This window comes from Desulfocapsa sulfexigens DSM 10523 (genome assembly GCF_000341395.1).
Taxonomy (GTDB): Bacteria; Desulfobacterota; Desulfobulbia; order Desulfobulbales; family Desulfocapsaceae; genus Desulfocapsa; species Desulfocapsa sulfexigens.
In genome coordinates, this window is record NC_020304.1 from 2,896,663 (window position 1) to 2,918,365 (window position 21,703).

21 protein-coding genes are annotated in these 21,703 nt (G+C 44.4%); 13 read left to right on the forward strand and 8 right to left on the reverse strand.

Features of this window, described 5'->3' with window-relative positions:
* Positions 1–55 precede the first annotated feature (55 nt).
* Positions 56–1,933: a bifunctional acetyl-CoA hydrolase/transferase family protein/GNAT family N-acetyltransferase gene (locus UWK_RS12890; protein ID WP_015404823.1), complete on the forward strand. Its 1,878-nt coding sequence runs from the start codon at positions 56–58 to the stop codon at positions 1,931–1,933.
* Positions 1,934–2,011: 78 nt separating this feature from the next.
* On the forward strand, positions 2,012–2,440 hold the full coding sequence (locus tag UWK_RS12895) for a DUF2721 domain-containing protein (RefSeq protein WP_015404824.1): 429 nt from the start codon (positions 2,012–2,014) through the stop codon (positions 2,438–2,440).
* A gap of 29 nt (positions 2,441–2,469) precedes the next feature.
* On the opposite strand, the gene UWK_RS18630 is transcribed toward UWK_RS12895, so the two are convergent.
* Genes UWK_RS18630 through UWK_RS12915 form a run of 4 tightly spaced genes read right to left on the reverse strand, consistent with a single transcriptional unit; the run spans position 2,470 to position 5,862 of the window.
* Entirely contained in the window at positions 2,470–2,967 is a 498-nt protein-coding gene (locus tag UWK_RS18630; RefSeq protein WP_015404825.1) for an Lcl C-terminal domain-containing protein, read from the reverse strand.
* Positions 2,960–4,561, reverse strand: coding sequence for a PqiB family protein (locus UWK_RS12905; protein WP_015404826.1), 1,602 nt, complete (start codon positions 4,559–4,561; stop codon positions 2,960–2,962). The genes UWK_RS18630 and UWK_RS12905 overlap by 8 nt, the downstream gene beginning before the upstream one ends.
* Positions 4,562–4,607: 46 nt before the next feature.
* Complete coding sequence (locus tag UWK_RS12910) at positions 4,608–5,231, reverse strand: paraquat-inducible protein A (RefSeq protein WP_228130015.1); 624 nt, start codon at positions 5,229–5,231, stop codon at positions 4,608–4,610.
* A complete protein-coding gene (locus UWK_RS12915) occupies positions 5,218–5,862 on the reverse strand; it encodes a paraquat-inducible protein A (protein WP_015404828.1) in 645 nt (214 codons plus the stop codon). The genes UWK_RS12910 and UWK_RS12915 overlap by 14 nt, the downstream gene beginning before the upstream one ends.
* 200 nt (positions 5,863–6,062) lie before the next feature.
* On the opposite strand from UWK_RS12915, the gene UWK_RS18635 reads away from it, so the two are divergent.
* Positions 6,063–6,725 (forward strand): YkgJ family cysteine cluster protein, encoded by a 663-nt coding sequence (locus tag UWK_RS18635; RefSeq protein WP_015404829.1) that lies wholly within the window; start codon positions 6,063–6,065, stop codon positions 6,723–6,725.
* A 65-nt stretch (positions 6,726–6,790) separates the two neighbouring features.
* Complete coding sequence (locus tag UWK_RS19450) at positions 6,791–6,958, forward strand: hypothetical protein (RefSeq protein ID WP_015404830.1); 168 nt, start codon at positions 6,791–6,793, stop codon at positions 6,956–6,958.
* Between the two features lie 63 nt (positions 6,959–7,021).
* Here UWK_RS19450 and UWK_RS12925 read toward each other — a convergent pair whose 3' ends face one another.
* Entirely contained in the window at positions 7,022–7,768 is a 747-nt protein-coding gene (locus tag UWK_RS12925; RefSeq protein WP_015404831.1) for an ATP-binding protein, read from the reverse strand.
* Positions 7,769–7,918: 150 nt separating this feature from the next.
* Between UWK_RS12925 and UWK_RS12930 the strand changes: the two genes are divergently transcribed.
* Genes UWK_RS12930 through UWK_RS12945 form a run of 4 tightly spaced genes read left to right on the forward strand, consistent with a single transcriptional unit; the run spans position 7,919 to position 10,986 of the window.
* On the forward strand, positions 7,919–9,520 hold the full coding sequence (locus UWK_RS12930; RefSeq protein WP_015404832.1) for a cation:proton antiporter family protein: 1,602 nt from the start codon (positions 7,919–7,921) through the stop codon (positions 9,518–9,520).
* A gap of 50 nt (positions 9,521–9,570) precedes the next feature.
* Positions 9,571–9,849 (forward strand): hypothetical protein, encoded by a 279-nt coding sequence (locus UWK_RS19455; RefSeq protein ID WP_041916423.1) that lies wholly within the window; start codon positions 9,571–9,573, stop codon positions 9,847–9,849.
* 31 nt (positions 9,850–9,880) lie between these two features.
* Positions 9,881–10,312: a thioredoxin family protein gene (locus UWK_RS12940; RefSeq protein ID WP_015404833.1), complete on the forward strand. Its 432-nt coding sequence runs from the start codon at positions 9,881–9,883 to the stop codon at positions 10,310–10,312.
* An 8-nt stretch (positions 10,313–10,320) separates the two neighbouring features.
* Positions 10,321–10,986 (forward strand): cytochrome c biogenesis CcdA family protein, encoded by a 666-nt coding sequence (locus UWK_RS12945; RefSeq protein WP_015404834.1) that lies wholly within the window; start codon positions 10,321–10,323, stop codon positions 10,984–10,986.
* A 25-nt stretch (positions 10,987–11,011) separates the two neighbouring features.
* Here UWK_RS12945 and UWK_RS12950 read toward each other — a convergent pair whose 3' ends face one another.
* The 3 genes from UWK_RS12950 to UWK_RS12960 form a co-directional block, all read right to left on the reverse strand.
* A complete protein-coding gene (locus tag UWK_RS12950) occupies positions 11,012–11,890 on the reverse strand; it encodes a PD40 domain-containing protein (protein ID WP_153304900.1) in 879 nt (292 codons plus the stop codon).
* Between the two features lie 85 nt (positions 11,891–11,975).
* Positions 11,976–13,355 carry a sigma-54-dependent transcriptional regulator gene (locus UWK_RS12955; RefSeq protein ID WP_015404836.1) on the reverse strand — a complete coding sequence of 460 codons (1,380 nt, stop codon included), beginning with the start codon at positions 13,353–13,355 and terminating at the stop codon, positions 11,976–11,978.
* On the reverse strand, positions 13,348–14,820 hold the full coding sequence (locus UWK_RS12960) for a sensor histidine kinase (protein ID WP_015404837.1): 1,473 nt from the start codon (positions 14,818–14,820) through the stop codon (positions 13,348–13,350). Before UWK_RS12960 ends, UWK_RS12955 begins: the two co-directional genes overlap by 8 nt.
* Positions 14,821–15,396: 576 nt before the next feature.
* Here UWK_RS12960 and UWK_RS19460 point away from each other — a divergent pair.
* From UWK_RS19460 to lon, 5 genes are all read left to right on the forward strand, one after another.
* On the forward strand, positions 15,397–15,537 hold the full coding sequence (locus tag UWK_RS19460) for a hypothetical protein (protein ID WP_015404838.1): 141 nt from the start codon (positions 15,397–15,399) through the stop codon (positions 15,535–15,537).
* A 47-nt stretch (positions 15,538–15,584) separates the two neighbouring features.
* Positions 15,585–17,390 (forward strand): SLC13 family permease, encoded by a 1,806-nt coding sequence (locus tag UWK_RS12965; protein WP_015404839.1) that lies wholly within the window; start codon positions 15,585–15,587, stop codon positions 17,388–17,390.
* Positions 17,391–17,462: 72 nt separating this feature from the next.
* Positions 17,463–18,881, forward strand: a complete 1,419-nt coding sequence (gene nhaD, locus UWK_RS12970; RefSeq protein WP_015404840.1) for a sodium:proton antiporter NhaD — start codon at positions 17,463–17,465, stop codon at positions 18,879–18,881.
* Between the two features lie 11 nt (positions 18,882–18,892).
* The gene (locus UWK_RS12975) at positions 18,893–19,234 is read left to right on the forward strand and encodes a helix-turn-helix domain-containing protein (protein ID WP_015404841.1); all 342 of its coding nucleotides are present in this window, start codon (positions 18,893–18,895) and stop codon (positions 19,232–19,234) included.
* A gap of 66 nt (positions 19,235–19,300) precedes the next feature.
* Positions 19,301–21,331 (forward strand): endopeptidase La, encoded by a 2,031-nt coding sequence (gene lon / locus UWK_RS12980; RefSeq protein WP_015404842.1) that lies wholly within the window; start codon positions 19,301–19,303, stop codon positions 21,329–21,331.
* Positions 21,332–21,703: the final 372 nt, after the last annotated feature.

The window sequence follows — 21,703 nt, forward strand, 5'->3', positions numbered from 1 at the left end:
TTTAATCGGGAAATATAACTTTTCAGTTGTCTTGTTGATGAGTTATGAGGGAATTATGGAATACGACGCCAATTGGAAAGAAACCTATAAAGACATGATTAAAACCCCAAAACGGGCTTTGTCACTGTTGAAATCAGGTCATCGGGTTTTTATTGGAACCGGCTGCGGAGAGCCCACGGTACTCGTTGAGGCAATGACACGAATTGCAGGGAATCTTGCAGATGTGGAAATTGTAGAACTCTTAACCAAAGGAAATGCCCCCTATGCCGAGAAAAAATTTGCCAACTGTTTTAAAATCAACTCACTTTTTATAGGCCACAATGTACGCGAGGTAATCAAAGAAGGACGCGGAGACTATACACCTGTTCTTATGTCCGACATCCCACGTCTTTTTAATTCTGGTCAGTTGCCTCTTGATGTGGCTCTTATTCAGGTTACTCCTCCTGACTCCCGAGGAAAAATGAGCCTGGGAGTATCCGTTGACATTGTAAAAAGTGCTGCTGAAAATGCATCTCTTGTTATAGCTCAGGTCAATCCGCAAATGCCCTGGACCCGCGGTGACAGCCTTATAGATGTCTATGACCTTGATATTCTGGTGCCAGCCGATGTTCCTCTTCTTGAACGTAAATCCAAACCACCTCATCCAATCAGTTTGAAAATTGCAGAGTTTGTCGCCGGTCTTGTGCCAAGCGGGTCCACTGTAGAGTTTGGACTTGGGAGGATTCCAGGTGTTGGCCGTATCCCGCAGGCCGTTATAGGTGCCTTGAAGGACAAGCATGATATTGGCATCCATACAGAACTTATCACCGATGACATTCTCGATTTAATACGGAGTGGGGTAGTAAGCGGCAATAGGAAATCCACGGATCGGGGCAAAATTGTGGCTAGTTTTTGTATGGGAAGCAGGGAGCTTTACGACTTTATAGATGACAATCCATTGTTCTCCTTTCGCCCTACGGAATATGTGAATGATTCAAACATTATTGGCAAGCAGAATCGGATGGTATCCGTGAACATGGCCCTGCAGATTGACCTCACGGGGCAGGTGTGTTCAGATTCGGAAGATGGCTTTTTCTATTCTGGAGTCGGAGGACAGGTTGACTTTAACCGTGGTGCTTCTCGCTCCGAAGGAGGGCGTGCCATTATCACAATTCCATCCACAACAAGTGACGGAGAGTCGCGGATCAGGGTGCATTTGAGCCCGGGTGCCGGTGTTGTTGTGAGCAGGGCGACGGTTCATTACATTGTGAGTGAGTATGGAGTGGCCTATCTTCATGGAAAATCTGTTCAGGATCGAACCCTTGCTCTTATCTCCATTGCCCATCCTGATCATCGTGAACAGCTATTAAAGGATGCTATTGAAGCCAGGTATATCCGTCAGGATTTTGTGGATGTTGAAGGAAAATTTGTTGTTGCCCCACAGGGTATGATGAAAGCCACTTATCTGATGGATAACGGGACAGAATTGTATTTCAGGCCCATTCATCCAACCGATGAACCATTGATGCGCGATCTTCTCTATGATCTTTCCCAGGAAACTCTGTACTACAGATTTATGAGTCATAATCAGCATTTCGGGCATAAAGAAATTCAAAATTTTGTCTATGTTGATCATCGTAAGGATGTTGCCATTGTTGGAACATTGCCAGAGGCCCATGGAGATGATATCGTCGCCGTTGGCAGGTATTACCTGGATGAAAGAAGCAACAGGGCTGAAGTTGCCTTTGTTATCCGGGACGAATGGCAGAATAAGGGGTTGGGAACATTTATGTTTAAACATCTTATTACCCTCGCGAAGGCGAGTGGTATTGCCGGGTTCACTGCAGAAGTCTTACGTGATAATAAGCGGATGCAGGCGATATTTAATCACTCCGGGTATAAGGTCCAAAGTGCAGTTGAAGAAGGTGTTTATAGCTTTCGGATTGAATTTTAATAAGGGTCTATCAGGCTTGCTCCGACAAAATCGAATAACTGGACTTCTTATTACTCACATTTTCTCTGTGGATAAAATATGGACATTAGCCTGACAACTCCAGCATTACTGTTTCCCGCCGTCACATTTCTGCTGGTCGCTTACACCAATCGTTTTCTTGCACTTGGTTCGCGTATCCGTCAACTGCACGATCGATATTTGGAAAACCCCAATGATGTTCTTCTTTCTCAGATAAAGAGCCTGCGACATCGAGTGGTACTTATTCGTAATATGCAGTTTTTTGGTGTTGGGGGATTGTTTCTTTGTGTGTTCTGTATGTTTCTTCTTTTTGCAGGTAATGAACTGGGTGGGAAAATAACTTTTGCTATCAGTTTGATAATGTTACTTGTTTCTCTTGCTATATCCCTGCGGGAAATCCTGTTGTCGGTGGAGGCTTTGAATCTGGAACTGAGCAGTATGGAGCAGAGTAAACACTCAGGTAAAGAGAAGTTGCATGTAAAACAATAACGCTGAGGGGGAAGTGATAAAGGATGCTGTTACTGTTTTGGCGAACGGACGGGTAAGGCTCGTCTGTTGCCCCCCGTTCCCCTTTTTAATCTTTTTGTGACTCCATAGTTAAATCCAAATGCTATGGCCTTGTTGTCCGAGGTTCGTCTGTCGGTCCAGACGTAGGGGGCGCTGATGTTGATTGTTTGTGTCACAACATCAATAGACCCTGAATAGTCCTGCCCCTGCACTTTCTTTCCATTACCATAGAGTGATTTGAGCTCGCTGGATGCAGGCATTCTCCAGTCATTGTGCCCGCCAACTGCAAAGTTTTTGCAATACTCTACGGCCCCGGACCAGTTAATGCTTGAACCGTTGTCGGTTGCAGCCCATATAAGGCCGGTTTTTTCATCCCGTACTGTTCCATCGGATAGGGTCTTGAATCGGACATCTGCTGCTCTTGCATTAAAAATAAGAAGGCAGAGCAGGAGATAAAAAAAGGCGCCGGTGATGGATGCTTTTCTGAGTAGACAGTTGGTACTATTCATTGTTCTCTTTTTCCTGTGGTGGAGTAGTGTCAATCTTTCCAAGCGATAGTGGCGGACTCCAGGTTAGCCACTTGTCATTCGGATCCCTGTGAAGAACAAAATGTTTGCCGTTGGCAACACGATTTCCCATGTCATCCTTGTCAGGTGTGGAAAAGGAAATGCCACCGCCGATAATTGCTGCAACAGATTCTGTGCTGATCCGCATTTCAGTCATAAGTCCTCCTTTAATGCGAAACCCGGTACTGTTCCAGAATTTGGTGTTTTCCCGGACAAGATTTACGTAGGGCTCGTGAATGTTGACGTAAATGAGAACATTTTGGCCAGTGGGGGAGAGTTCGTAGCCCGTTGTGTGGCCAACCTGTACCTGACGATAATAGACAGGCTTGTTATAGCCAAGAGATCCAAGTCGATCCGTTTCAAGTACCAGATTCAGGCCCGTATTGTCTGTAATATTTACGGGGCGACTGTTATGTACTTCAAAGGTACGCGCACTCTTGCCTGTACCTGGAAGAATATTGACGTATGCCCCTTTTATAAGGGTATCAAGATTGGATATTCCTTCGGCGTTAAAGCGTGCATTTACCGTCCAGAAATAAGCATCTGCACCGAGCAGTGCCTCCATTGATTTGTCGATGTAGGCTGTTGCGTTGACAGTTCGCAAATCACTCTTCATTTCAATGTCAGTGATATGACCGATTTTTATACCATTAAAACGGATTTCAGCATCAGGCTGCAGACCATGATCTGCAGAAAAGGTGAGGTGTATTTTAATGTCATCTGCCCGAAGGGCATCGTCCATACTGTCGTAGAGTAGAAAAATATTTTTGCTGTCAACTTTTTCACCACCAGTCGGAGTGAAAAAGCTGATGCCGCCACGTAAAATGCTTTTTATGGAATCCACCTCCATAGAGATTTTGGGGAGATTTGCCTGGAAACGGATACCGCTACTGATAAAAAATCTAGAAAATGAAGTTACGTGGCCAACATATTGAGGATGGATGAGAAGTTTTGTTTCAATGGTGCCATCGGGTAACAGTCTGTTGGATACAATTTCTCCAACAGCAATTTTTTTAAAAGAAACAGGAGAGCCAGCTTCCAATGAAACAGAATCTTTATTATGTAGGGTTAAATGAAGTCCAGGAACCCGCATGGAAATAGGAGGAGGGTCTGGCAGGGCTGTAAATGAATCAGTCTGCTCCGTAGAATTTCCCGGTTGTACTTCAAAGTAACTGCCTTTAATCAGGGTATCCAGGCCTGTGATGCGGTTCATTGAGATTTCAGGACGAACAACCCAGAAGAGGGTATCTTTGGTTAATTTTTCTCTTGCCTGTTTAACCATCTCTATTTCTGCATTGATGTGTTTCAAATCGGGACTCACGGTAAAACCTTTAAGCGTTCCCACCGGTAGCCCTTTGAAAAATACCTGAGTTTTTCCCTCCGTGAGCCCATTGGCGTCTTTTATGGCGACGGTTATCATAATGCCCGATTCCTGATAATCCTTATAGATCAGATAGGCACCGATAAGAATTGCAACCAGTGGAAGTATCCAGATGGGTGAAATTCCGATTTTTGGTTTTATAATTGGGGTTTCCATAATAGTGTTTTCTGTTAAACGAATTGGGTGATGATGTTAATAACTTCTAATTGGCATCCCAGAGGAGACGCGAGTCAAATGTGAGAGCTGCACTCATGGTACAAACCACAACGGCGGAAAAATATGTTACAGCGGGAGCGGCAATGGTTGAGGTGAACCCTCCAAAGCTTACCAGCGTTGACATAAGGGCGATGACAAAAATGTCGAGCATGGACCAGCGGCCGATAAATTCTATGAAACGAAACATGGCAATCTTGTGTCGCAATCCTCTTTTCCACTTAAAGTGTATTGAGAGCAGGATAATAATCATGCCAATGATCTTAAAGGTAGGCACCAGCACGGAGGCAGTAAAAATGATAAGTCCAATAAAATATTCATCCTCGTGAAAAAAGTAGACGATACCGTCCATTATGGTGGAGGATTCCATGGTACCCAGGAAATTAACTCGCATGATAGGTAGCAGGTTTGCCGGGATGAAGAGGAGTATGGAGGTGATGATCAGGGCCCATACCCGCGTTAAGGAGTGTGGTTTGCGGAAATGGATTTCAGCATTACATCTGGGACAGGTGAGAACTTCGTTTTTTACAGTTTCTCTGGTCTTGAGTAACTTTCCGCAGTCGTGACAGGACATCAGTCCGGCTTTCATGGCAGTGGCTTTAAATGGCATCATCCATATCCCGGCTGGAATCGGATCTGATTTGTTCGATATTTTTCCAGAATGTGTCGGGATCCAAAGCTGAGGTAGATGCACGGGTCATAAAAACTAGAAAAACAAAACAGAAGAAGCCAATGTTGTAGTCAATGCTGGCAACGCTGATGATCTTGATAATACTGACAAGGAGTGCAATGAGATAGACATCGGGCATACCCCATTCATCCATGTGAAGAGCTGTACGGAAAAGAAAGGGGAGTGAACGGCTATAGCGCTGTGTCTTTAATTGCAGGGAAACGGAAAAAAGCAGGCTTAGATTCAGGAGCGGAAAAAAAACGGAAGTGATAAAAACGAGAACGGCTACAAAATAGTATTTTTGATGGTAAAAGCTCAGGAAAGCATCAAAAATGGAGCCATTTTGAGACATTCCCATTGAGTGTAAGGTAAGAAGAGGCAGGAAGATAGCTGGTATATAGGCAAGAAGGCCACTGATACTGATAGCAAGTACTTTGGTGATTGAATTTACTTTTTTATGAAGGAGTACAGTGTTGCAACGGGGACAAAAGAGTTTCTTACCGGGGTGGGCTTCAATCTTTTTAAGAAGCAGATCACATCCGGGACAGGCTATAATAGTAGTGGTTGCAGTCATAAGCTTTACACGGGATCCATATAAATAAGTTCCTGAAAGAATAGCATATTCAAAGCTAAATCTGAAAGAAATATTTAATCAAATGTCTAATTTTACCAAATAGGGTATATGTTTGATTGACTAGGAAAAAAAGATCTATCGAGCCTGGGACGAGATGGATATCATGTATATTAGTAAGTGGATTGGTAAAAGAGATCGGTATGATTATACAACAGACAAGCTGTAAACAGTGTGGAATTTGCTGCACTAAAGGAGGGCCGGCACTCCACGGGGCGGATATTGATCTCTTGCGGCAGGGATCTATTCCACGAAAGAATCTTATCACCATCCGCAAGGGCGAGTTTGCCTATAATCCTGTCGCAGAGATGGTGCAGGCTACTCAGTCTGAAATTGTGAAATTGAAAGGTAGTGGGGGAGATTGGACCTGCTGCTATTATGATCCTGAATCACAAGGTTGTAGCATCTACGATAATAGACCTCTGGCCTGTGTAATTCTGCAGTGCTGGAATCCTGATGCAACTCTTGCCCTTGTTGAGAAAGATCTCCTTAGCCGCCTCGATATAGTATCAGGTGACAAGTTTCTAGTGAAATTGATAACAGAGTATGAACTTGCCTGTCCCTTACCCGATTGTGAAAAACTTTCCATTGACCTGCAAAATAACTCTGAATCAATGATTGCAAATCTTGAAGATCTTGTGAATCGTGATCTTCAGTTCCGGAATAATGTTGTTGCCGGGTCGGATACAGTTTTAGACGAGGAGATGTTCCTCTTTGGCAGGCCATTGTTTCAAATAGTTCAGTCCTTTGGTTTACTGGTTTCTCAATATGAAAACCGTCTACGCTTGAAAATGAAGAAATTATAGTGGGAATAGAAGTGAAAAATATAGGGATCGATTATAGGGGCGATTGCTGAAAAGGCTTCAAGGACGTGCGGGCACGTCTAGGCAAAATGGTTCGAGGCCATGAGTTTCAGTTTATCTGTGCCAATGATATGGCAGGGAAGATGGATCGGGTCGTGCAAATTAATGGTGGGGTGGTTCGTTCCAAGGAACAGGGCGAAGATGGCACCATAATTACTGTAATGAAGGCGGAATGAAAACAAAGAGGCAGCATGCAGATGCTGCCTCTTTATGACAATACATTCTTTTGTCAATTGGTTTTACCAGTTTTTACGATCTATTACGGCACCCTGGGTGGAGAGAGTGACTTGTTCAACAGGAACGCTTTTTCCTGCACGCTCTATGGCCTGGCTGATGATACCGTTCATAGATGAACAGCAGGGAACTTCCATAATAAGAATGGTGAGGCTGTTGAGATTACAGGTGGCAATGATTTCACTGAATTTCTGAACATAGCTCTCTGCATCGTCAAATTTAGGACAACCCATCATTACAACTTTTCCGGTGAGGTAATCCAGCTGAAAATTTGGAGCGGAAACGGCGCAGCAATCGGCGGCAACCAATAAATCTGCACCCTGAAGGAATGGAGCTGTGGGAGGTATGAGGCGAATCTGTACCGGCCAGTGGGTAAGTGATGAGGCACCACCTCCAGCAGCCATTGCTATGGGTTTGTTGGCTGTCTGGCATGGCGTCTGGGGGGTAAAGGTCTGCAACCGCGCGGAAGGACATCCTGAAGTCTTTGGTTTATCTACAGCAGCTCTCTGTTTAGCCAGATGTTCTTCAACCGCCTCCTCATCAAAGTCTTCAGCTTCACGCTCGATGATTTTGAGTGCGCCGGTGGGGCATGATCCAAGACAGGCACCAAGACCGTCACAAAGCTTATCCGAGACCATCTTTGCTTTTCCGTCAATAATAACAAGAGAACCCTCCGCACAGTCAGGAACACAGAGACCGCAACCATTGCAAAGTTCTTCATCGATTTCAATAATTTTTCGCATAATTTTCATAGTAGTATCCTCAAGAGTGAATGTCTTTTAAATCAAATTGTGCTACTAGTATAACATGTTATGGTACAATCTCCTTGACTTGGGTCAAGGAGTTCTGTTTTTTTTGAATCATTTGTTATTCTTCTTTCTTTGGATGAAAAGAGGTGATTGATGGACATAATAATGATTGTGGTAGCCTTTGTTCTCGGTTTTTTTGTGAAACAGATGGGGCTACCGCCACTGCTTGGCTTTCTTGCTGCAGGTTTTGTTTTGAACGCTTTTGGCTTTCAGGGAGGGGAAAATCTTCATCAGCTTGCTGATGCCGGAGTTCTTCTCCTTTTGTTCACTATAGGGCTGAAAGTTCGGGTAAAGAGTCTGTTTGGGCCTGAAATATGGGCTGTCGCCTCGATCCACATGATTGTAACGGTGGTTACTCTTGGCTCTTTTATTTATCTCCTTTCGTATACAGCACTTTCCGCCTTTGCAGGAATTGACTGGCAAGTCTCGCTTTTAATAGCCTTTGCGCTTAGCTTTTCCTCCACGGTTTTTACCGTAAAGGTAATGGAAGAAAAAGGTGAGATGAACTCCAAGCATGGAAGAATTGCAATTGGTATTCTTATTATTCAGGATTTTTTTGCCGTTATTTTTCTAACGTTTTCAAGTGGCAAAATACCCTCACCCTGGGCAGTGTGCCTGATTGTCTTACTTCTTTTGAGAAAACCAATTCTTGCTCTATTGACTCGTAGTGGTCATGGTGAGTTGTTGGTTCTCCTTGGACTCATTATTCCAATTGCCGGTGCAAACCTTTTTGAGCTTGTCGGGCTCAAACCCGATCTTGGTGCCCTCCTGATTGGAATGCTCCTTGCCGGTCATCCGAAAACCAGTGAGCTTGCAAAAGCGATTCTGAATTTTAAAGATTTCCTCTTGGTTGGTTTTTTTCTGACCATTGGCCTTTCAGGTCTGCCGAATCTGGCAACTCTTAGTGTTGCTGCGCTCCTAGTCCTTGTCATACCGGTGAAGGTAGCTTTGTTTTATCTTCTCTTGACCCGATTTAAGCTACGAGCACGGACGTCCACCCTTTCTTCCCTGAGCCTTGCAACATACTCGGAATTCGGCCTTATAATCGGGGCACTTGGTGCGTCAAAAGGATGGCTGAGCAATGAGTGGCTAGTGATTTTTGCTCTCTCGCTATCTCTCACGTTTATACTGGCTTCACCTCTCAATAACGCCTCTTACGCGATCTACAGCCGGCTTCATCAACTTCTGCGGCACTTTGAAACAGAGGAACGTTTGCCTGATGATAAGGTCGTCTCAGTGGGAGATGTTGACGGGATTGTCTTTGGAATGGGACGAATAGGTGAAGCAGCCTATGAGAGCCTGAGCAAACGTTATGGAAAAAGAGTGATTGGAGTGGATTATGATATTGAAAGGGTAAATGAACATAAAGCTGCTGGATCAAATGTTATTCAGGCCGATGCCACGGATCATGATTTTTGGGAACGTATTCAGATTCAAGGTAGTACGATTAAGATGGTGATGCTTGCAATGCCAAATTTTGAGGCAAATCTCTATGCCGCGAGGCGGATTCATGGCGCATATCCGGAAATAAATATTGCCGCCATAGTTGCATTTGATGACCAGATTGATGTCCTTCGTGAAGCAGGTGTGGATATGGTTTTTAATGTCCATAAGGAAGCTGGAACTGGTTTTGCGGATCATGTCTGCGCTAAGATGCAACAAGGTGAGATCGCACATCCTCAAATTCTTTCCTGATTACCATCGAAACTTAGCTTTGCAACCCGGAGTTGTTCCGTGTCGATTATATGGGACGCCATAAACCCATCCCTGGGGGCTTTGCTGCGGCCATCCAGGCCGCAGATGCCCATAAAATCAACACGAAAAAAACTCCTCCTCATGCGGGTAGGCTGAGGATTAGTGGTAATCAGAAATTCTTTAGTTTCCGGTATCAGGAACCTACAGGTTGCATTCCATTAACAGCAAACACCATGGAGAATCTATTTAAGGAGTTAGTTATATTGTTGACAGGCCTGCGGCAGAGTTTATATTACTGCCTGTGTTTTGAAGAAAACGACATTATTTAACACTTTAAACAGAATACTCCTCAGGTTAACTATGCAAAAATATATTGTTTTGTTCGCATTGCTCTTTTTCGTAACCTCCTGTTCTAACGATGAACAGCCAGAAAACGTTTCACATCCCGTCACAACTGCAACACAAAGTACCACGTCTGCCAGCGCTCCTTCAGCAACTCGCCAGCTGGCATCCCATAAACTGGTTTTCTTTTTGGATCCCAATGGAGGACCATGTCGTTTACAGGTGTCCATCCTCAATGACATGGCCACGGAACTCCGTGGAAAGGTGGATATTCAATATGTACAGACGGTGGTTCCTGCTGATAGGGCTCTTTTTTCACAGTATGGTATTCGTGCACTTCCTACCCTGCTCCTTGCCGACGCCAGTGGCAAAGAAATTAAGCGAATGACTCCAGGTGTAAAACAGGCTGACGATATCCGTCTTCTGCTTCAATCCATTCCTCAATTATAATAACGATTATGCCTCTAGACCTCAGTGTAACAACCCTTTTAATGGTGACTGTTGCAGGTGTTGCCTCCATAGCTTCCCCCTGTGTATTGCCCATGGTTCCCATCATTGTAACGGGAACCAGTGACGACCATAAATATAGGCCCTTACTTATTGTTACCGGACTTAGTATCAGCTTTATTATCATGGGAGTTCTCACCTCCCTTTTTGCTGGGGCTGTGGCAGGAGTGATGCCAGTCGTCGAAAAAGTTGTTGGTGTTATAATTATTCTTTTTGGGTTCTCAATGCTTTTTGGCATAAATGTTTTTAAAAAATTCACTTTCTTTTACAAAGCGCAGCAGTTTCAGAGCAAGGGAACATTTTCAGGACTGATTTTAGGAATGACACTTGGTGTGATTTGGATTCCCTGTGTAGGGCCCATGCTTTCAGGAGTCCTGGCACTGGTGGCAACGCAGGGGAAACTTGCTTCAGGCCTGATACTGCTTGCTTTTTATTCCCTGGGCTTTGCTATTCCCATGTTACTGGCAGGCTACGCTTCACAGACTATTCGACACAGGATTCGTGCGGTTAACAGTCACCCAGTGGCTGTTCGTCTGGTGAGTGGTTTGCTGCTTATCATTTTTGGTTATTTTATTCTTACAGCTGGTATGCTGGCGATTGGGAGTTCTTTTAGCTGATTGAATATGGTGAATAAAATCTGAATCAGGGTAGCATTCGGCTTACGTAGAGATCGCCTCGATCACAGTCGCCACTGGTTGTTATCTGGAAGCTACTGTCACTGTTAATGTGATGAAGAAATAGGTCTCTGCGTTTCCCCTCTGTGGTGCTCACCAACCACTGAGGGCTGTTTGACCAAAGTTGATTGTCAAACTGTTTACCTGTCGGAGCATGTATCTGACCGATCTTTTTCAGGCTGTCCCATTGGTGTATATGGAGGATACGGTGCTTCCCGCCGTTTACAGTAACCTTGCTACCATCCGGGGAGATGCTAGCTGAGCACCCCCTTGACACCGTATGGTTTGAGTTGCTTTGTAAGTCGTATATTCGTACTTTGAATCCTGTAAGGCCGCGTACCGTGGCAGTAAGTCGTTTGCCGTCTTTCGCTATATCAACCTCATAAAACTGCTCCCCCTGCAACAGTGTTTTGATTTTCCTGCTTTTGATATCCACCCGGCGTAGCAATTTGTCATCGGTAAAGATAACGGACTTGCCGTCCGGGAAAAAACATAATGCTTTTGCCTTACTCGCTGTTGCAAGTTGTTTTACCGTGCCATCCTTTACTGTGAGAATCAAAATCGCATTGCCGTGTACAAAAGCGATCTGTTTTCCATTCGGGGACCAGCGAGGATTTGTTCCATAATTCAAAAGATGCTGAGGAGATTTTTCCCCTACTGTAATCATGTATATTCCATCGGGGCGTTGGTAAACTATTTTACCGATTAATTTATCAACAAGTGCTGTTTCAGTGGCAGCATGGGAATACGAAGGGCCAAAAAAAATTCCCATAAAAAGAAATATAATAGCGGTGATGAGCGTTCCCGGTTTTAAAAATGGCATCGAATCAGATTGTCTATATCTCATCTTTTAAGCTATTAAAGCCACAGGATGGTGGTGGGCGCTGCGAAATTTCACGAATCTATTCTGTGTTTAGTTGATACTATGCAATTTACTCTGTGGCGATACCGTTCTTTTCGTATTTCTTCAGCTTTCTCCATAGAGAAACCCTGTCGATACCAATTATTTTGGCAGCTTTTGTCTTGTTACCATCAACACCTTTGAGAATTGAAAGGATATAGTCCCTTTCATTTTCTTCAAGGCTAATATGGGGTTTTTCTGTGTCTACATGTGAAAGGTGGAAGCTTTTGTGTCCGTAGATGTCTGCTGGAAGGTGATGTGGCTGAATTTCAGAGTCATCACAGATGGCAAGAGAGCGTTCGATGATATTTTCAAGCTCCCGAGCATTGCCGGGATAGTCGTGGTCCAGCAGGCGCTTCATGGCTTCCTTGGAAAAATTTTTAGTTTCTGTGTTAGGCAGGGAATACTTTGCAAGAAAATAGTTTACCAAAAGAGGAATGTCATCTTTTCTGTCACGAAGAGGAGGAATGTGAAGGTTAATGACATTGAGCCTGTAATACAAATCCTGGCGGAACGTTCCTTTTTGTACCTCTTCTTTAAGATCCCGGTTGGTGGCAGCTAATAAACGAATGTCTATTGGTATCTCTTTGTTTCCTCCCACTCGGATAATAGTTTTCTCCTGTAGCACCCGCAATAGCTTTACCTGCATAATCAGAGGCATTTCGCCAATCTCATCAAAAAGAACCACACCACCATTGGCAGACTCAAGAAGACCGTTACGGAGGCTTCCGGCGTCGGTGTAGGCATCCTTTTCATGACCAAACAGTTCGTTTGCCATCAATTCTTCTGTCATTGCTCCGCAGTTGATTGGAAGAAATCTCTTTTCGGATCTTGGGCTCAGCTCATAGATGGTCCTGGCCACTAATTCCTTGCCAGTTCCGGTTTCACCGGTAATCAGGATGTTGCAGTCAAGCTGGGCAAAATGGGCTATTGAATCTTTGAGTTCCAGAATTGCAGGATTCTGACCAATGAACTGGGTTGTTCCCTGTTGCGCTCCAATGCGTAGCTTGAGGCGACCAATCTCACGTCGCAGTAGAGTTTTTTCAGTAGCTCGTAGAACAAGAGCGTGTAGCTCTTTCAGTTTTATTGGCTTAGGGAGGTAATAGAATGCCCCCTGGTCCATGGCTTCCACGGCAGAGTTTACAGTGGCATAGCCGGTAACAATGATAACTTCAATCTCTGGGTGAAGTTCTTTTGCTGTCTTCATCACCTGGACACCATCGACATCACCCATCTTTAAATCCGTTATCACAAGATCAAAGTGAGACTGATTCAGCAGGCTCAAGGCTTTTTCACCACTGGTCGCAGTTGTTACACTGAACCCCTGTTGTTCAAGGAAATGACCAACATTCTGGACGTTTATTTCCTCATCATCAACCAGTAGGATAGTAATATTATTTTTTTTAGACATTGGTACCTCTGGATGTTGAATACTTTCCGGGCAGCATTGTTTCTGCAGGTTCAGAGTGAAGCGGTAAGGTTATGATGAAGTTGGTTCCTGTCCCCTTTGTTGATTCAACCCTGATCGAACCGCCCTGTTTTTTGATAATGCCGTAGACGACAGCCAGGCCAAGTCCGGTACCATTGCCAGCGGTTTTGGTGGTGAAAAATGGATCGAAAACTTTGGCCAGATTTTCCGGATCTATTCCCGTACCGGTATCAGCAACGGTGATAACGGCCTTCTTTTGCTCTTCATCCTTTTCTGCTTTAATACATACAGTCCCTGGTGGTTCAGGGATGGCCTGGATTGCATTGATTGTAAGATTAAGCAGGGCTTCAACCATTTTTTGCACGTCGACGTAGAGTACTACATCTTCGGGGATATCCGTCTCTATATTGATACCTGTTGGAATTTCACTGGCAACAAGGAGTTTCACTTTGTTTACGATTTTTGCTAGCTGACAGGGTTGAGAGGAAAAAGTATGGGCTCTGGAAAATTCCAACAGACCACGGACAATTTCTCCAGCACGCTGTGTTTCCTGATCGATGGTTTTTAGCATCCTGGCAACAAAAGAATCCTTATCATCACCCATATTCGCAAGAGCCAGCTGGCAGGAGGTGGAAATATTATTGAGGGGATTGTTAATCTGATGGGCCGTGCCAGATGCCAGGGTGCCGATTGATGAAAGTTTTTTGGCCTGGAAAAGCTGCTCCTGCTGCTCTTCCAGGTCAGTGACCATTTTATTAAAGGCACGCAGGACACTACGAACCTCTCCTTTTTTATCATCTACAGACAGCCGGGAAAAAGTACCATTGGCAATATCAATTGCAGCGTTTTCAACCTTTTTTAATGGCTTAACGATTGAGGTATAGAGGAGGGAAATGGTGAAAACAGACAAAAGTACAAGAAAGAGTACAGTGTTTATAAGTCGAATGGTAAATTTCTCAATAAAGACGGTCATCTTATTTTGTTCAAAAAGAACAAGGTCTTCAGTGATGTTGACAAGTTCCTGTCCAAGGCTACGAACTTTTTCCCGTAAGGGACAGACGGTGACATCCTGTCCAATGGTGCATTTTCCCTTGAATTCCTTGAATGTCTCTTCATATGCCGTCAGTTTGGCGGTAAGGTCCTGCAGGTGTGTCGGGTGTGGCATGATTTGTAAATCATCAATGACCTGGGGGACAAATTGTTGTGCCTCATCTACATATTCAAGAACTTTGTTGAAATCGGTGTTGTCATGACGAATGATGAAGTTCTTCTCATAGCGTCGTATTTCAAGGCTTATATTGCTGAGATTGCCGGCATGCATAAGCAGGGTGACATCATCATTGAACATGTTGAAATCTTTTAAAAACGTGATCCCAACAATGATGTAGAAGAGCAGATGCAGGCAAAAACAGCCAATCATCTTCTGGCGAAGATTTAAAGCGAACATAGTGTTTCACTCCTGTGTAAACCGGGTAAAAAACGACCCGGTGCGAAGGCGCAATTTGATCCGGCCTTTACTCTATTTAAAAAGAACTGATACATATGTCACCCAAAGTTAAAAGGAATGAGTATGTATTCTATTTTGCCCATGAGAAGCAAATTTGAGACCAAATGAAAAATAAAATGTGATTTTAATCATTCGCCCATTGTTGCTGATTGCAAAGTGAGTTTGTTTCATACACCCATTGGGACAGCTTGCCACCAATCGTTGCGTAATCGCAACAACATTGCAAGGTGCAACGTTACAATGTGTAACATAGCTACTAAAGAAAAAGCTATATCTCCTTTTACTATATAAATTATTCCTCCAATCTGCTCCAGAAAGGCTCAACTCTTACCTTCGCCTAAGCTGTTACATCCTGCAACGGACAAGTGTTACAATCATTTCACAGATCCACCTGAAAAAGGAAACAGATCTTATACGTAAATTTCAGTTCTCCTCGTAAAAAACGGCATACGGGTTGCATCGCTGCAGACGACAAACTGTCTGGAATTAACTCATGCTTTTTTTAGGAGGAGAAGGATGAAACAGGAAATAAAAAAAGAAAAAAAGAGAACAACAGTATTTCAGGCTTCTCTGCCTGGGGGGGATCATTGTACAGGTCCGCCGAACGTTAAGGAAAAGTATAACTCTTTGATTTTAAATAATAACAAGATGTCCTGATTCTCTTTCAGGCATCAATAAAACCAACAAAGGATATTAAGGAAAAAATGACTCTCCCTATAATTTTAGTCATGGCTGTTTTGGGCCTGGCAATTTTACTCTTTATATTTGAATGGGTGCGTGTCGATGTAGTCGGCATCATCATGATGATTATTCTTCCTCTGCTAGGGTTGGTCACCCCTAAAGAGGCCATCAGCGGTCTTTCAAGTAATGCTGTTGTTTCAATTATTGCCGTTATCATTATCGGTGCCGGCCTGGATAAAACAGGAGCCATGAATTCTCTGGCAAGGATACTGCTTAAATTTGCAGGCAAGAGTGAGTCTCGAATTATGATCCTCATTTCTGGTACCGTAGCCTTTATTTCGAGTTTTATGCAGAACATTGGGGCTGCTGCGCTGTTTATGCCTGCTGCTAAACGAATCTGTCGTCAGACCAACATTCCTGTTTCACGGATTCTTATGCCCATGGGATTCTGTGCTATTATCGGAGGCTGTATCACCCTGATCGGATCCAGTCCACTAATTTTAATGAACGATGTAATGAAAATTTCCGATCCTAATGTCGAGGCCTTCGGACTTTTTTCAGTGACTCCTATTGGGCTCGCTTTAATTGCTGCAGCCCTGATCTATTTTGTCCTTTTTGGTCGGTTTATTCTTCCTGCAGGTGGAGGTAGTGAGGCAGGAAGTGGCCCTATGTCCCAGGAGCTTGAAAGAACTTATCGAGACATTGGTAATCTTTTCGAGATTCAGATCCCTGAATCTTTTGAAGGGCCAAAAACACTTAAAGAACTTGAGATAAGACCGATTTTTTTTACAAGTATTTTAAGTATCGCTTCAAAAGGTGGCGTAATAATATCTACTCCTGATTTTGCTGACACCATCCAGGGTGGGGATACGGTTATCGTTGAAGGTCCCTCGGATCTGGTTGCTAAAATGGCCCAATCCTTTAACTGGGTGATCAAAGAAGATCTCGAGGTATTTGCTGAGAGTTTTTCTCCAAACAATGCCGGAATTTTGGAAGCAATCATTTCACCCCGTTCCGAGTTGGTCGGTAACACTCTTCGCAGTTTCTCTTTCAGGAAAAAAAATGATGTCACACCACTGGCCATATTCAGGAATAATAAAACCTATGTAGGTGATATCTCGACCATGACTTTACGAACCGGTGATGCACTGCTTTTACAGGGGCCCTGGGAAAAGTTTCATTACCTGAAGGAGCGTACAGATCTGGTCTTTACCGAAGAAGTCCAGGGAGAAATTCTTCGCACTGACAAAGTAAAATTTGCAGTTGGTGGTCTGGTGCTGGCCCTGACCATGATCCTTGGTTTTCATGTGCAGCTCTCCATTGCTCTTCTGGCAGGAGCGATGTTTATGGTATTAACCAAGGTGCTTTCCATTGATGAAGCTTACGAGTCTGTGGACTGGATGACTGTTTTCCTTCTTGGTGGTCTTATTCCCCTAGGTATAGCCTTTGAGAAAACAGGTGCCGCCAAGCTTATTGCCGAGACTATTATGAGTGGCCTGGGGGCAGTGTCTCCACTGATTCTCCTGAGCGTTATTGCGATTCTAACATCTTTTTTCACCCTTGTTGCCTCCAATGTGGGAGCGACGGTATTAATGGTTCCCCTGGCTATGAATATGGCTGGTGCGGCCGGAGCAGACCCTCGTATTGCAGCTTTAGTTGTGGCGGTTGCCTGTTCAAACACCTTTATTCTTCCTACTCATCAGGTTAATGCTTTGATCATGAGACCGGGAGGGTATAAGACGAAAGATTATTTTCGGGCTGGTGCGGGAATGACAGTCCTTTATCTGGTGGTCATGATGGCTTCAATTGCTCTTTTTTATGGTCTGTAAACAAAACAGCAGTACCCAGCTATCAGAGGTGTGATAGCTGGGTATTGCTTATCAAATATAAGGATACTTGAAATGAAAACTTTTCTCTTGTGCTGTGTCACCTTACTTGGTGGTGCAGGTTCGGCATTTGCTGCAGGACATGGAGGTGGGGAGCCAGCGATGGCACTAACAGGCACAGCTTTTGGGTATGCCTCCCTGGCTCTTTTTGTTCTTGCTTATCTTCTTGTTATTTTTGAGGAACAGACTCATCTGCGTAAAAGTAAGCCGGTAATGATGGCAGCAGGATTTATCTGGGTGTTGCTTGCCATTTGCTTCCGCGTGGCTGGCATCCCTCCTGAAGAGGCCCATCATGCGATTATTAATAATATAACCGAATATGCCGAGCTGCTACTCTTTTTACTGGCGGCCATGACCTATATCAACTCCATGGATGAACGCAATGTCTTCCAGGCACTCCGTTCCTGGCTTGTTTCCAGGGGTTTTTCTTTACGTATTGTCTTCTGGATTACAGGTTTTCTTGCATTTGTAATATCCCCCATTGCTGACAACCTGACCACGGCCCTGCTTATGGGGGCAGTGGTTATGGCGGTTGCTCCGAACAATAAAAAATTTGTCGCCCTTGCCTGTATCAATATCGTGGTTGGTGCCAATGCAGGTGGGGCTTTTTCCCCCTTTGGCGACATCACCACCCTGATGGTGTGGCAGAAGGGACAGGCTGCTTTTGGTGAGTTTTTTTTCCTCTTTATACCGGCCCTAATCAACTGGCTTATCCCGGCGATCATTATGAGTCTCTTCGTTTCTAAAGAAACGCCTGAGGCCTTGAGCGAAAATGTCAGCATGAAATTCGGTGCCAAGAGAATAATATTTCTTTTTATGATGACAATTGTGACCGCAGTGTCCTTTCATAATTTCCTTGATCTTCCACCTGCAGCGGGCATGATGCTGGGGCTTTCCTATTTGGGCTTTTTCTCTTACTACATCAAAGTTAAGGAAAAACGTGCCCTTGAGTATGACAAACCTCTGGGTATTTCCACAAGTGGAAAAGATGATCCCTTTGATATTTTTCAGAAAGTTGCTCGGGCCGAATGGGATACACTCCTCTTCTTTTACGGTGTTATTCTCTGCGTTGGTGGCCTTTCACAATTTGGTTACCTGGCTCTCGTTTCCCATCAGATGTACGATGGGCTTGGTGCCACAAACGCCAATATTCTGGTTGGTATTCTCTCGGCAATTGTTGATAATATTCCGGTTATGTTTGCTGTCTTGACCATGGATCCAGCCATGTCACTTGGCCAGTGGTTGCTGGTCACTCTAACTGCTGGAGTTGGTGGAAGTCTTCTTTCCATCGGTTCTGCAGCCGGTGTGGCCTTAATGGGAACCGCCCGCGGAACCTATACCTTTGGTGCCCATTTGAAATGGACACCGATTGTAGCTCTTGGCTATGCCGCAAGTATTTATGCACATATGTTCATCAATAATCGTCTTTTTTAATGAGGGAAGTCATGGAATACTGTATACCCGAAGAGGTGATGGGACAACTGTATATAAATCAGTTTGCAACGGAAGATGAAGCTATGGACCGGAGGATTCTCTCCGTTGTCCGTGCCGCCAGCCAACCGGTAAAAACGAAAAAAAAACTGCCCGATCCAATCACCCATCTCAAACAGGTAATGGAAGAGAGGGGGCTTCGTAACAGGGACTTGAAAATTTACATAGGCAGTTCAGGAAATGTCAGTGCGATACTGAAGCGTAGACAGGCTTTGTCTTTGCGGATGATTCGTAACCTCAATAAGTACCTCAATATTCCTGCTGAGATACTAATTCAACCCTATGACTGTCGTTGAATTATTAACTGGAATGCTGCAATAAAGAGAAGAGGGACAGCTGTTTTTTGTAGCTGCCACATATAAATGAGCTTTTTTTCAAAGAAAGAAACTGAAACCAAGTTGTCGGGGGCTGAGAGGCCGGTCAGTTCCCGGCAGCTTGATGATTTGAAAACCAGAGTGGCTAATACCGATTTGCCGCTCTCGGTTGCCCGTCAAGTTACGAGCGAAATGGAACACCTGGGGAAAATTGACCCATTTGTTGCCGAATTTTCCATAGGAGTCACCTATGTCGAATTACTGCTCTCTCTACCGTGGTTCAAGGAAACTAAAGATGATCTTGATCTCAACCGCGCTGAGACTATCATGGCCTCACACCATTACGGGCTCGACGCGGTCAAGACACGGATTCTGGAATACCTTGCTGCAAAGAGTTTGAAGAATCATCAGAAGTCCAGGATACTCATTGTAGATGACGAAGAAGTTGCCCGCAATAATCTTCATCTCTATTTTACAGGTATGGGCCATACCGTGCGGGTTGCTGTCAATGGTGTGGATGCCCTGCAGCAGGTAGAAGAGAACGATCATTTTGACGTGATGATCACAGATCTGAAAATGGATAAAATGGATGGACTTACCCTGATTGACAGGATTAGTAAGGCCTCTCCTGAGACCAGTGTGATTATGGTTACCGGATACGCAACGGTTGCTAATGCTGTCGATGCCATGCGCAAAGGTGCTACCCATTATTTATCAAAGCCGGTTCAGCTAGACAAACTGAAAGAGACTGTTGAGGAGGTACTGCAGAAACAGAAGAAATTGCAGATCAGCCAGGGGCCGGTGCTTTGTTTTGCAGGTCCCCCTGGTACTGGGAAAACATCCATAGGACAGGCAGTGGCTACTTCCCTTGGGCGAAAATTTATTCGGATATCCATGGGAGGCTTACGTGATGAGGCTGAAATTCGAGGCCATCGGAGAACCTATGTGGGTGCCATGCCAGGGCGTATCATCAGTGAAATCAAACGGGCTGGAGTGAATAACCCCTGTATCATGCTTGATGAGATTGACAAGATCGGCCAGGATTTTCGCGGTGATCCTGCATCTGTTCTTTTGGAAGTACTCGATCCGGAACAGAATGGGAGTTTTAGTGATCAGTACCTTGATGTTCCCTTTGACCTTTCCGGCGTCCTCTTTATCGCCACCGCAAATGACATTAGTAAGTTGCCAGGTCCTCTGCTGGATCGACTGGAGGTGATCGATTTCTCCAGCTATTCTTTAGAGGAAAAACTGGTTATTGCCAGGAAATATCTTCTCCCCAAGCAGGTAGCTGCAAACGGCCTTGGTGAGAGTAATCCACAGATCAGTGACAAGGCCTTTGAAAAACTTATTATTGAATATACACAGGAGTCTGGAGTACGGGGCCTCACCCGGGAAATTGGAACAATCTGTCGTAAACTCGCCCTTCAGGTTATTCAGAAAAATGCAACTGTCTTGCCCGAAATAGATGAGAGTTCGATCACGTCCCTGCTCGGGCCGCGTAAGTATCGGCAGGAAGCCGCTGATGGTGAAGACAGGGTGGGGGTGGTAACCAGTTTGGTCTGGACTCGTTTTGGTGGTGGAATTATGTTTATTGAAGCTTTGCGGATGCAGGGCAACACCAATCTTATACTTACCGGATCACTCGGGGAAGTGTTACGTGAATCTGCTCAAACGGCTCTTAGTTACATAAGGAGTAATGCCAAGCAACTGGGTATTGATCCTGACTTCTATGAACATTCTGACATTCATGTTCATCTTCCTGCTGGTGCAGTTTCAAAAGACGGCCCTTCAGCAGGTTTGGCCATTGGTATTTCTCTTATCTCCCTTCTTACTGGGCGTCCGGTATGTCGTACGGTCTCAATCACTGGTGAGATGACCTTGACTGGTTATGTCCTGCCAGTGGGTGGAATTCGTGAGAAACTTCTGGCTGCTCTTCGTTCCGGTTGCACCAAGGTTGTTCTGCCTGCAGAAAATCGTGAGGATGTAGCCTCATTAAGTGATGATGTTACCGGACACCTGGAACTGGTTTATGTTGAAACATTGGACGATGCAATTCCACATCTGCTTTGTGCTCAGTAAAGATTTTCACCTCATATAGTAATGGGACTTCTCTGGCTCCACGAAAGACTCTCTTCTTTCATGGAGCCTTTTTTATAGAAACTCCCTTTGATTGCTATTGTTGTATTCTGTTACGCGGTTTCATTCTGCAACAGTATTTCCCCAGTAAACAGCTTGTTTTTGTTTAATTGTTGTTATTTCGGTTGATTACCTGTGTCTTCCTTTTTTTGTTCCCTTCAGTCAGACGTTTTTCCATCAGCGTAAGTGAAAAAGAGTGTTGCAGGCTGCAATGATCCGAGGAATGTAACATTTTCTCAAAACGTAGAATCCCCATGGGAGCAGTGTAATGTGCTGACAATACAGGATAAAAGAAAGTTGTTCAATCTGGCACAC

Excerpts from the sequence above, each read along its gene's own strand:
- UWK_RS12895 (WP_015404824.1), top strand. The coding sequence starts at position 2,012 with ATGGACATTAGCCTGACAACTCCAGCATTACTGTTTCCCGCCGTCACA.
- UWK_RS12945 (WP_015404834.1), top strand. The coding sequence starts at position 10,321 with ATGCCTCTAGACCTCAGTGTAACAACCCTTTTAATGGTGACTGTTGCA.
- UWK_RS12960 (WP_015404837.1), bottom strand. The coding sequence starts at position 14,820 with ATGTTCGCTTTAAATCTTCGCCAGAAGATGATTGGCTGTTTTTGCCTG.
- lon (WP_015404842.1), top strand. The coding sequence starts at position 19,301 with ATGAGCTTTTTTTCAAAGAAAGAAACTGAAACCAAGTTGTCGGGGGCT.
- UWK_RS12965 (WP_015404839.1), top strand. The coding sequence starts at position 15,585 with ATGACTCTCCCTATAATTTTAGTCATGGCTGTTTTGGGCCTGGCAATT.
- UWK_RS12890 (WP_015404823.1), top strand. The coding sequence starts at position 56 with ATGGAATACGACGCCAATTGGAAAGAAACCTATAAAGACATGATTAAA.
- UWK_RS12930 (WP_015404832.1), top strand. The coding sequence starts at position 7,919 with ATGGACATAATAATGATTGTGGTAGCCTTTGTTCTCGGTTTTTTTGTG.
- UWK_RS12910 (WP_228130015.1), bottom strand. The coding sequence starts at position 5,231 with ATGATGCCATTTAAAGCCACTGCCATGAAAGCCGGACTGATGTCCTGT.
- UWK_RS12915 (WP_015404828.1), bottom strand. The coding sequence starts at position 5,862 with ATGACTGCAACCACTACTATTATAGCCTGTCCCGGATGTGATCTGCTT.
- nhaD (WP_015404840.1), top strand. The coding sequence starts at position 17,463 with ATGAAAACTTTTCTCTTGTGCTGTGTCACCTTACTTGGTGGTGCAGGT.
- UWK_RS12975 (WP_015404841.1), top strand. The coding sequence starts at position 18,893 with ATGGAATACTGTATACCCGAAGAGGTGATGGGACAACTGTATATAAAT.
- UWK_RS18630 (WP_015404825.1), bottom strand. The coding sequence starts at position 2,967 with ATGAATAGTACCAACTGTCTACTCAGAAAAGCATCCATCACCGGCGCC.
- UWK_RS12940 (WP_015404833.1), top strand. The coding sequence starts at position 9,881 with ATGCAAAAATATATTGTTTTGTTCGCATTGCTCTTTTTCGTAACCTCC.
- UWK_RS12955 (WP_015404836.1), bottom strand. The coding sequence starts at position 13,355 with ATGTCTAAAAAAAATAATATTACTATCCTACTGGTTGATGATGAGGAA.
- UWK_RS12925 (WP_015404831.1), bottom strand. The coding sequence starts at position 7,768 with ATGAAAATTATGCGAAAAATTATTGAAATCGATGAAGAACTTTGCAAT.
- UWK_RS18635 (WP_015404829.1), top strand. The coding sequence starts at position 6,063 with ATGATTATACAACAGACAAGCTGTAAACAGTGTGGAATTTGCTGCACT.
- UWK_RS19460 (WP_015404838.1), top strand. The coding sequence starts at position 15,397 with ATGAAACAGGAAATAAAAAAAGAAAAAAAGAGAACAACAGTATTTCAG.
- UWK_RS12905 (WP_015404826.1), bottom strand. The coding sequence starts at position 4,561 with ATGGAAACCCCAATTATAAAACCAAAAATCGGAATTTCACCCATCTGG.
- UWK_RS12950 (WP_153304900.1), bottom strand. The coding sequence starts at position 11,890 with ATGAGATATAGACAATCTGATTCGATGCCATTTTTAAAACCGGGAACG.
- UWK_RS19455 (WP_041916423.1), top strand. The coding sequence starts at position 9,571 with ATGGGACGCCATAAACCCATCCCTGGGGGCTTTGCTGCGGCCATCCAG.